A 9,873-nucleotide genomic window follows, 5' to 3' on the forward strand; every position below is an offset into this window, starting at 1 on the left:
ATCTTACAGTAAGTGAAGCGTGCCTATTTATTCCATAAATAAGAATAAAATAGTGAAAACGACCATACCCTTAATTTAGAATGGCCGTTTTTTGTGCGTTATTAATCTTAACAACTTCAAGCTAATTGCTTTTATTTTGCAATGTCTCAATCTCTTTCCAAATAGCCTCAGCTTCAGCTGTTAACATGGCATAGCCCTTAATGTCTCCATTTCTTTGCGCATGCATACCTTGCTCAAGCTTTTTGTCGTAAATCTTTCTGAGTTTTTTTACTGGGTCAGGTTTTAAAAATCCAAACATACCTTTATCTCGTGTTAGTCTTTTCTCACTAAACGAATTGAGTAACGGTATGGATCAGTTGTGCTTTTTAATTCACTAAGATATTTAAATCAAACTACTGCGTTTCTGACCAGACAGCGAATTCATTACCGCTTGGCTCTACAAAGTGAAAGCGACAGCCGCCCGGAAATTCAAAGATAGGTTTTACAACTTCACCGCCATTTTCAACTACCTTTGCCTGTGTTGCCTTAATATCACTACTGTAAAATACCAATAGCGCGCCACCACTTGCAACTTGGCTGGACATTTCCGCTTTATAAAAGCCCCCATCTAACCCTTGGTTTGTAAAAGCAGTATATTCAGGGCCGTAATCGACGAACTCCCAACCAAAAACCTGAGTAAAGAAAGCTTTTGTCGCTTGCAAATCATTTGCAGCAAACTCCACATAATTGAGTTTTTCATGTTGATTCATGATTGTTTTCCCCCAAGTTTGACTAATTTTTTTAGTGATAATTACGACAAACTTGTGTCATTAGTTACCCGTGCCCGGCCTTTTTTCTTTTGGGAGTTGATCTCCACCACTTCGAACAGATATATGCTTTAACAGACTGCCGCATTTGAACACTCTAGTGGCAAATCATACAGTCTATGAGCTTATCAAACCTCAGCGTTAACATGCCACCATTTCGGCTTTTTTGATACATAAGAATGTGAGGTTGGCCTAAGTGCGACTCTATTGGGCGAATCAAAAGTGCCGAGCACTAAAGCAATCACTGGGTCGTCATCTATGGCCCCTAATGTGCTACCACACACGTCGCAAAAGCTACGTGATGAATAGTCTGAAGAACGCCAAATTTTCGGAATTCCCCCCGGTCCAACCCAGTTAACGTCTTTTTTATCAAACTCAACCCATACTTGAGTTAATGAACCGCTATGACGCTGACACATTTTACACGAGCAAGTATGTGGATTACGCGCTTCACCTGTTGCGACAAATCGAATGTTTCCGCACAAGCACCCGCCATTATATTGACTTTTCATTCATTCCCTTACGCGTTGGGTTTATATTTTTATTAATCTTAACCGGTCATTTTTGACCTAGTAATAATACTTCTAATTTTTAAAATATATAATCATTTAAAATGGAATCATATAATGAAAGTTAAGGAATTACAAAACCCAACCTCCGACTCACAACTCAATGATATATTATATAAACGTGTGATATATCTTTCTAGTTCCGAAACTCAAGCATTTCCTTTATTAGAAGGCATGATCTGCTCTAATCATACAGGGCACTTTGATAATGGAGTATAATCCAAATATCGAGTGGAAAATGACAAAAAGAACAAATAGAAGTTATCCAACAGAGTTTAAGCAAGAAGCTGTTGCATTGGTCACAGAACAAATTCATAGCGTTGCCAAAGCAGCAGCATCCTTAGGGATCACAGATAAGTTACCATACAACTGGATAGCTAAGTTTGAAGCAGAGCAATCTGGAACAAGCCTAAATGCTGATTAGCGAGCTGAGATTTTGAAGGTTATTAATAAAAATCAATGATTAGGCACACAAAGAAGAAATCCTAAAAAATGCCTATTCCCTGTTGCTAAAGGAAACCAAACAGCGTTTAAAACGATAAAACAACTCTCGTCGATATTTCCTGTTACGCAGCTTTGTAGAGTAATTGGTGTGAGTCGCAGCACTTATTATGATTGGCTGAATAGGCCTGTGAAGTGCATCGCACCTGAGCAGCTTAATCTATATCTAAGCGCCAAAGCGATTTTAAAAGCAGCCGAAATAGCTTGGGTTACCGAGAATTAAAGAAACAGTTATGCAAGAAAGACTTTCAGGTGAGTAATTATAGAGTTCAACAGTTCATGAAAAAGCTCAGCTTAATTGTGATACAATGGGTTGCCTATAAGGTAGCGACGAAGCGCAAACACAGTGATAGCGTGGCTGATAACTTATTGTATCAAAAGTTCAATCCTGTAGCAGCAAATCAAGTTTGGACTGGTGATGTCACGTACTTGAGAACGGGTGAAGGCTGAATGTACCTAGTAATGGATTTATACTCCTGACGAATTGACGGCTGACACATTGATAAGCGCATGACGACAGACTTAGTAAGTAAAGCGATTATAAAAGCGCATAATTTGCGCCCACCACCAATAGGTTTAGTGTACCATTCAGGTCGGGGTCACAATACACCAGTTCGGGACAGCATGGGAGATGTAGGTGCTTGTTGGGATAACGCGGTTGCAGAACGCTTCTTCGGGTACTTAAAGTATGATTGGTTGTTAAAAGTGCCTCAGCCAACACGAAAATATATGAGAACAGACGTAGCCGCGTATATACACTATTACAACTTAGAAAGATTGCATACTGCTAATGGTGATTTATCGCCAGCGGAGTATGAGCTAAGTTCTTTAAGAAAAGTGTCCTGATTTAGTTGTGCAGAACAAACCTCAATGGAAGATATCGAGATACAGAAAAAATTAGATGTCTTAGCATTAGCAGACAAGCTTGGCAACGTATCCGAAGCTGCTATGCTCAGTGGTGTATCAAGAGACACCATTTACCGCCACAGGCGACTCATCAAAGAAGGCGGAATTGACGCGCTAAGGCGGCAAGAGACACCTGATTTACGATATAAAAATAGAACCGAAGAAGAACTAGAAAAAGTCGTTATAGACTTCAGCCTTAAAAACCCTCACCTAGGCCAAGCTCAAATATCTCGTCAGCTCAAGGCTAAAATGGACATTGAAATCAGTTGAATTAGTCTCGACTTCATCTGACATTTCGATTTGAAAAATTGAGAGTTACCCGTTTTGATAAAGGTGTCGAATCTTTTAATCAAAACAACTTAAAGGTGGTAACTCTCATGTTACATACTAACAACCCAATCATTAAACACAAAACTGGTTTGCTTAATCTTGCTGAAGAATTAGGTAATGTTTCTAAAGCCTGTAAAGTTATGGGCGTTTCAAGAGATACATTTTATCGATATCAAGAGCTGGTCGAAGATGGCGGGCTCGATGCGTTAGTTGATAAAAGTCGTAAGTCTCCAAACATTAAAAACAGAGTCGATGAGGCAACTGAACAAGCTGTTATAAAATATGCTGTTGATTACCCTGCTCACGGCCAACACAGAACGAGTAATGAATTAAGAAAGCAAGGTGTATTTGTATCAGGCAGTGGTGTTCGGTCGATATGGCTACGTCATAATTTAGAGAACTTTAAGAAGCGCCTGAAAGCATTGGAAGACAAAGTAGCTAACGAAGGTATTATCTTAACAGACAGCCAAATCGCTGCGCTTGAAAAAAAGAAAAATGACGATGAGGCTTGTGGCGAAATCGAAACAGCTCACCCTGGTTATCTAGGCTCACAAGATACGTTTTACGTTGGCAACCTAAAAGGTGTTGGACGTATCTATCAGCAAACATTCGTAGATACGTACAGCAAAGTAGCTTTCGCTAAGCTCTATACCACCAAAACACCAATTACAGCGGCCGACATACTCAATGATAAGGTTCTACCTTACTTCGAACAGCATGAGTTGCCAATGCTACGCATACTCACTGACAGAGGCACGGAGTATTGCGGTAAAGTCGAGCATCATGATTACCAGTTATATTTGGCGATTAACGATATCGACCAAACAAAAAACTAAGGCCATGTCGCCACAGACAAACGGTATCTGTGAGCGGTTCCATAAGACAATACTAAATGAGTTTTATCAGGTTACATTCCGTAAAAAGCTATATAGCTCCCTAGAAGAATTACAAAAGGATCTGGACGAATGGATGGTTTATTACAATAATAACCGAACTCATCAAGGAAAAATGTGCTGTGGCAGAACGCCACTTGAAACATTGGAAGATGGAAAACGAATTTGGGCAGAAAAAAATTTAGCTCAAATCTAAGCTGACAGTCACCGATTGAAAAACGGGTAACTGTCAGATCAAGTCTGAGCTAGTACAAATCAGTCCTGCGGGTGTGCGTTATCTATGGCTACGAGAAAATATGAATACAGCCGCTCTAAGGCTGACTAAGTTGGAGCTACTTCCCAAGTCGACTCGAGTTGCCAACTTGGGCTGACGCTGATAATGTGATTACGTCAAAGTCGCTCTGTAATTATACCGTCAGTTTCCCTTGGTAATCACACTAATTCAACTAAGGGTTAAAGTTCTGGTGCGGATCACTGGTTGGAACTGACTTTGCTTCGGACTCCTTTAAGGTTCAAACAATTATAAATGACATATCATTTCATTCACATGCTCTTGATTAAAGCGATTGTGGTAGTGTTCAGTCCTGTAATGACATCGAACTGTTTTAAACCCGTGTTTGACCAATATCTGTTTTGAGGCTGGGTTTTGCGACCACACGCCCGTTATTAGTATCTGCAAACCCATCTCGTTCTTGGCTATGTTTTTCAACTGCTCTAAAGCTTGTGTGGCAATACCCCTACGCCAAAAAGGGTGTGCAACCCAATAAGATACCCATGCAGATGACCTCTCTATGTTTATTTGGCCTAACCCTATTACCCCAGCAAATTGCCCCTGATACAAAATCACAAAATCTGCTCGCTCGGCATTACTTGTCGCAGCAATCATATTATCTGCATCTTTGGGTTGAAATGGATGAGGGAGATCACAAGTACGGGCGACCTGGATATCGCTGGCGTATTTTATTAGGTCGTCTCGATGACTGGCAGATAAGGGGACCAGCTCGATTTGATTTAGCGTGGTTTGTTTATGCAATTTAGAAGATAAAGGAGGACGCTGGTGATTGATATGTTCTATCACCAGCTTTGAGGTGTTGTTTTTTTTGCGTCTTAACCGCATCTTTTTCTTTGTACTCCTGATTTAAGTAACTCACGTATAAGTCTATTTTGTAGTGTATCGAGTGCTCGCTCAATTCCCCCTTTGACTTGTGGTGAACTGGCGAAGATAATCTCAATATCAAGCTCGACACAAGCCTATTGTAATAGAGATAAATGGGTGCGCTAGAAACTTTTATTAACCCTAATGTTACATGTATATTTAATGAGATCCTGACGGTATTCACCTGACAATGGCAATAGTGTAATTTGTGTTCGAGCCCCCAAAAATATACCTTTCCCACATTTATTTTTGGATGCTTTTTGACGATAGAAATGGATCACTGAAGCCTTAAAATCACTGCCCCAATATTTTTAACTCATTGGTATTTGGTCTTCTGCGCCAAACCAATACTTAAGCCCAGAGAGCCCATCAAAGAGTAATTTACAAAAAAAAATCATAACCTTTCGTAAGATCATTATTTTGTTATTGAGATAATGGGAACCCTTCGAATTTTTTATCATTATTAACATTTTTTGGTTTTATTAAAATATAATTTTTGCCTTTCTCCTTTTTTATTTGATCAACTTGAGAGATGAATTTTTCATCAGAGTAGCCTTTTGAATCATTTGTCATAGTTTTTTGTTTTTGTTGCTGTTGAATATTCGAATCAGAGTCGTTATTTTCATCGAAATCCTCTTCATCAATGTTGCCTTCTCGGTCACTGCTACTCATTTTAGGTTTTTGTTGCTGTTGAAGCTCTGGTTCATGGTCGTTATCTTCATCGAAATCATCTTCATCAGAGTAGACTTCTGACTCACTTCTCCTGATTTTAGGTTTTTGTTGCTGTTGAAGCTCTGATTCATGGTCGTCATCTTCATCGAAATCATCTTCATCAGAGTAGACTTCTGTCTCACTTCTCCTCATTTTAGTTTTTTGTTGCTGTTGAAGACCTGATTGATAGTCGTTACTTTCATCGAAATCGTCCTCATCAGAGATGACTTCTGAATCACTTTTCCTGATTTTAGGTTTTTGCTGCTGTTGCTGTTGCTGTTGCTGTTGCTGTTGCTGTTCAGAGTTTGATTCAAAGTCTTCGATTTTGTCATCTTTACTGAACCAAGGATTCTCGTTATAGTACTTAGCTAGATGTTCCTGTCCAGATTCTAGATCTTCTAGTCGCTCTTCAGCTTTAGCCCTGCCACCCACTGCAGTCATATACGGGAATTGACTTAGTGCTACTTGTACATCGCCGATATTTTTATTGTTAAGTAAATTCACCAACATCTTTACCGCCCCGCCACCTCTTTTAGGTTCGGCAATATTTACAATTGTTGCGAGCATTTTTACTCCATTTATGATTTTCTTATTTTTACCTGCTTGGTTTTCAATAGCTTTCCAGGCATCCCAATACCCTTCGTCCTTTGGTCCAATTATCACCGTTGCAAGATCTTGCTTTGAAACCCCTTTTATTAAAGAGCCAAGCTCATTATAATTAATTGCTGTCGTGTTTGTTTGCCCCGCGCTCCAATAGATTTCTCCACCAGGATCATTCTTGCGAGGATGACGCCACCCTATCGAGTTCTGTGTCCAGCCTCTCATTTTCAGAAAGTCATTGATTTTAATCTGGGTACTTGTAACGCTTTCACTTCGGGGCCGCTCATTTCCAATGCCATATTTATTGTATATAGTGGTAATTTTGCCTCTTGTAGTAGTCAAATGCCTATTTTTTTGTTGAATCTGGTAATCATAACTATTTCGAGTATCAGCTCCTCTTAACTTGTTTCTCATCTGAACCCTGGTATTTCTTTTAAGAGAGACATACCCTTCATCATCATTTCCCATTAGTTTCTGCATCAATTCACTATCTTCACTATAATGGGTATTAAGACCTGACAATGTTTCCTTTTTATGCTCTAACTCACTGATTTCATTTTTGATTTTTTTTATATCGATTTCTGCCATTCGTACTAGTTGTCGCCCCTCATCTTTATCTAAGGCTTTTTGCTTTTGTTTAGTCATCTTTGACTTCTTCTTATGGTCCATTATTTGCTCCTATTTATAAATTGAATTTTTTGATGCATTAACACAGAAATAACCAGCCAATTCGTAATTAGATGAAAGTCCGCACAATGGACTCAAATGAGATTATCTTCATGGTATTTCAAAGTGTTTTGATGGTTAGATAAGTATGTAAACTAAGGGGTCAAATCGCTTGCTTCACAATAAGTCAGACGAAGTAAACCTCAGCCACCTGATGGTGACGGTTTAGCTCAACTCCAGCGCTACTCTTTAACCCTTGTTTAATAATTTTGTCTATATTAATGTTGACCCCGCTTTTCACCCAGGTGAGCCACCTTTTCACATACTCAGCGATAGATTCTTTCGAGATACCTTGCTCATAAAGCTGCTTTAGTTTGCTAAAGTGGTTGCCCCAGGTTTTCCAGGCGAGGCCGATTGAATTTTTTATCTTTGGCGTTATCCGGTATCCAAGAAAATCAAAACCTGTCTCCTTAATTCTTCCAAATTACGTTTTAAAAGGATGCTTAGTTTGTTTTACCGCTTCCAAGCATGTGTTCATGATTTTTACGGCATGGCGTAATTGGTGTCGTGTTTTGCATAAAATTACCCAGTCATCCATATAGCGGTAATACCGCATGTTTTGTTTTCGACAAAACGCACTCAATCGTGTATCCATTGGCATGAGATATACCGCACCGAGCAGCGGTGATAAGGGGTTACCTTTATTGATGCCGATATCAATCGAATAGAGCTGGCCATTTACATCATCTAAGCGCGTCAACATGCGTTCGATTAATCTCATCACCTTGCTATCAGGAATAAACATGTTGAGCTGTTTCAATAAAATCTGATGATTGATACTGGCGTAATAGGAATTCACATCACTACGACAGACAAACCGATATTGAGAAGTCTCTGCTTTTACTGTCATCACATAGGCTTTACTCCCGCCTTTGCCCTTTATGTGATAACAATCCTGGCTGAGCTTTGGTGATAAATACTCGCTCAGCACCAACGCCATTGCTTTTAACACTAAGGCATCTTGTGCACACCAGACCCCAATACTTTCGCCCTTAACCCGGTAGGCTTTGCAAGGGGAAAAGTGATAATTTCCAGTCAATAATAGCTCTTTGAGCTGGGGTTTGATGGTTTGCCAGTGAAACCTAAGATGCCAAATATCATTATTAAAGTGGCTGTCTTCTCGCCGTTTACATAACCACTGCTAGGCCTGTTCTAAGTTTTTACCGGTTGCTATTTGAGACAATATGATCATTAAATTTTTCTGTCATCGAAGGAGATGGTTGATTTTTGGACTGTGTCTATTAGAGCTGCTTGAGTGCTTGCTTCAAGGCATTATTTTCCTCCTCACTAGTATTCCCACTTATCGGAGGTTTTTCCGATGTATCTTCCCCGCTGATTTCAATTCCAGTATCAAGTTCAACATCTGTTTTACTATCATTACTCAGCCTGTCTGGAGCCGTAGCATCGGCTTGTTTACTGAGTGTATTAATGTCTTCTGGAGTGTTGAGCATAGAGATCATTTTTTGCTCGCTCTGTGCTTGCTCCGGTTGGCTGGATGCAGCATCATTTACGTTGGCTTTACTTATTGCCTCCTGAAACGCAATAAAATCCTCGTTATCAATATACTCACCATCCGCCAACTCTTCATCCGTCGCTTCGCTCTTCAGTGGCAAGTATTCAATATCACCTTCTTCGTCTCGGGTCGGGTAAACTTTACGGTCATTGTTGTCGGTATCGACTTCAGGCGCTTGATCCAACAGTTCATTGTCTTTTGCATCCTCGGCCACATCAAGATCCATTACGTACATACCTGAAGCACGCTCCAGACCATTCGCCTCACTGTATTTGGGCAGATATTCGACTTTTCCGTCAGTCTCTCTTATCGTGGCAAATAAAGTGCGATCACTTGCTACATCGGTAACCGTTTTTTTGGGCATTTTGAGCGGATTGAGTGGATCTTGTTTTATGTCTTTGTTGCTTACAAATTTGCCCCTGGCGAGTTCTTTAGGTGTGGCATCTTTGCGTGCGGGTAAGTACTCGGTTTCTCCTTTGCTGTTGGTAGTGGCAAAGAGTGCACGCCCTGACGTGACATCTTTGACCATTTTTCCACCGGGTTTTAACGTATTGACCGACTTAATTTTAACTGCCTTATCAGGAACATATTTACCACTGCTCAACTCCTTAGCACTGGCTTCACTTTTCGACGGCAAATATTGGGTTTTGCCATATCTGTCTTGAGTGGCAAATAGGGTTCGCCCGGTAGCGAATTCAGTGACAATTTTACCTTGTTTGTCTAAGCTATTCGCTGGTGCTTTGGTAATGGATTTATCCGCCACAAAAATACCCAGTCTTTGCTCACCGGGGGTGGCATCTTTTTTACTGGGTAAGTACTGGATTTTTCCATTACCAACATCAACCGGAAACAAAGTACGGCCGGTGGCAAAATCAGTTTTAGGCGTGCCTTGCGACAATGCCTGTTTGCCTTCAATTTTTTTGAAAATAGGCGCGCTATGTGCGCTTGTATTTTTACTCACACTTAAGCTGCCAGAGCCCGAATGTATACTATTTTTTGCATCCAGTTTCTTTTTGGCACGCTGAAGCTTTTTCTTTAAATGTGGATTCATAATTAACCTTACCTATAAAATCCCTTGCGTAGCGTTATTGATGGCGCTAACTCAGTAATAGCTTGCAAAAATAACCGGGCGAGAACGCCCGGGTAAGTTACGGCTAGTAGG

8 protein-coding genes and 2 pseudogenes are annotated in these 9,873 nt (G+C 40.2%); 3 read left to right on the plus strand and 7 right to left on the minus strand.

Annotated features, from left to right (window positions below; translation table 11 throughout):
• Positions 1-121 precede the first annotated feature (121 nt).
• The 3 genes from L1077_RS22175 to L1077_RS22185 form a co-directional block, all read right to left on the minus strand.
• Positions 122-298: a DUF6435 family protein gene (locus tag L1077_RS22175; RefSeq protein ID WP_152614486.1), complete on the minus strand. Its 177-nt coding sequence runs from the start codon at positions 296-298 to the stop codon at positions 122-124.
• Between the two features lie 94 nt (positions 299-392).
• The gene (locus L1077_RS22180) at positions 393-749 is read right to left on the minus strand and encodes a VOC family protein (protein WP_237139045.1); all 357 of its coding nucleotides are present in this window, start codon (positions 747-749) and stop codon (positions 393-395) included.
• Between the two features lie 185 nt (positions 750-934).
• The gene (locus L1077_RS22185; protein ID WP_237139046.1) at positions 935-1,318 is read right to left on the minus strand and encodes a GFA family protein; all 384 of its coding nucleotides are present in this window, start codon (positions 1,316-1,318) and stop codon (positions 935-937) included.
• A gap of 295 nt (positions 1,319-1,613) precedes the next feature.
• Between L1077_RS22185 and L1077_RS22190 the strand changes: the two are divergent.
• From L1077_RS22190 to L1077_RS22200, 3 genes and pseudogenes are all read left to right on the plus strand, one after another.
• Positions 1,614-2,722: pseudogene (locus tag L1077_RS22190) on the plus strand (IS3 family transposase).
• A gap of 24 nt (positions 2,723-2,746) precedes the next feature.
• Positions 2,747-3,052, plus strand: coding sequence for a helix-turn-helix domain-containing protein (locus L1077_RS22195; RefSeq protein WP_237139047.1), 306 nt, complete (start codon positions 2,747-2,749; stop codon positions 3,050-3,052).
• Positions 3,053-3,159: 107 nt separating this feature from the next.
• Positions 3,160-4,201: pseudogene (locus L1077_RS22200) on the plus strand (IS481 family transposase).
• A gap of 324 nt (positions 4,202-4,525) precedes the next feature.
• On the opposite strand, the gene L1077_RS22205 reads toward L1077_RS22200, so the two are convergent.
• The 4 genes from L1077_RS22205 to L1077_RS22220 all read right to left on the minus strand — a co-directional run bounded on the left by L1077_RS22205 (position 4,526) and on the right by L1077_RS22220 (position 9,762).
• The gene (locus L1077_RS22205) at positions 4,526-5,122 is read right to left on the minus strand and encodes a GNAT family N-acetyltransferase (RefSeq protein WP_237139048.1); all 597 of its coding nucleotides are present in this window, start codon (positions 5,120-5,122) and stop codon (positions 4,526-4,528) included.
• A gap of 462 nt (positions 5,123-5,584) precedes the next feature.
• Positions 5,585-7,141, minus strand: coding sequence for a hypothetical protein (locus tag L1077_RS22210; protein WP_237139049.1), 1,557 nt, complete (start codon positions 7,139-7,141; stop codon positions 5,585-5,587).
• Between the two features lie 481 nt (positions 7,142-7,622).
• The gene (locus L1077_RS22215; RefSeq protein ID WP_237139050.1) at positions 7,623-8,237 is read right to left on the minus strand and encodes a reverse transcriptase domain-containing protein; all 615 of its coding nucleotides are present in this window, start codon (positions 8,235-8,237) and stop codon (positions 7,623-7,625) included.
• Between the two features lie 202 nt (positions 8,238-8,439).
• The gene (locus tag L1077_RS22220) at positions 8,440-9,762 is read right to left on the minus strand and encodes a hypothetical protein (RefSeq protein WP_237139051.1); all 1,323 of its coding nucleotides are present in this window, start codon (positions 9,760-9,762) and stop codon (positions 8,440-8,442) included.
• Positions 9,763-9,873: the final 111 nt, after the last annotated feature.

The sequence above is a fragment of the Pseudoalteromonas luteoviolacea genome (assembly GCF_021654285.1).
Taxonomy (GTDB): Bacteria; Pseudomonadota; Gammaproteobacteria; order Enterobacterales; family Alteromonadaceae; genus Pseudoalteromonas; species Pseudoalteromonas luteoviolacea_J.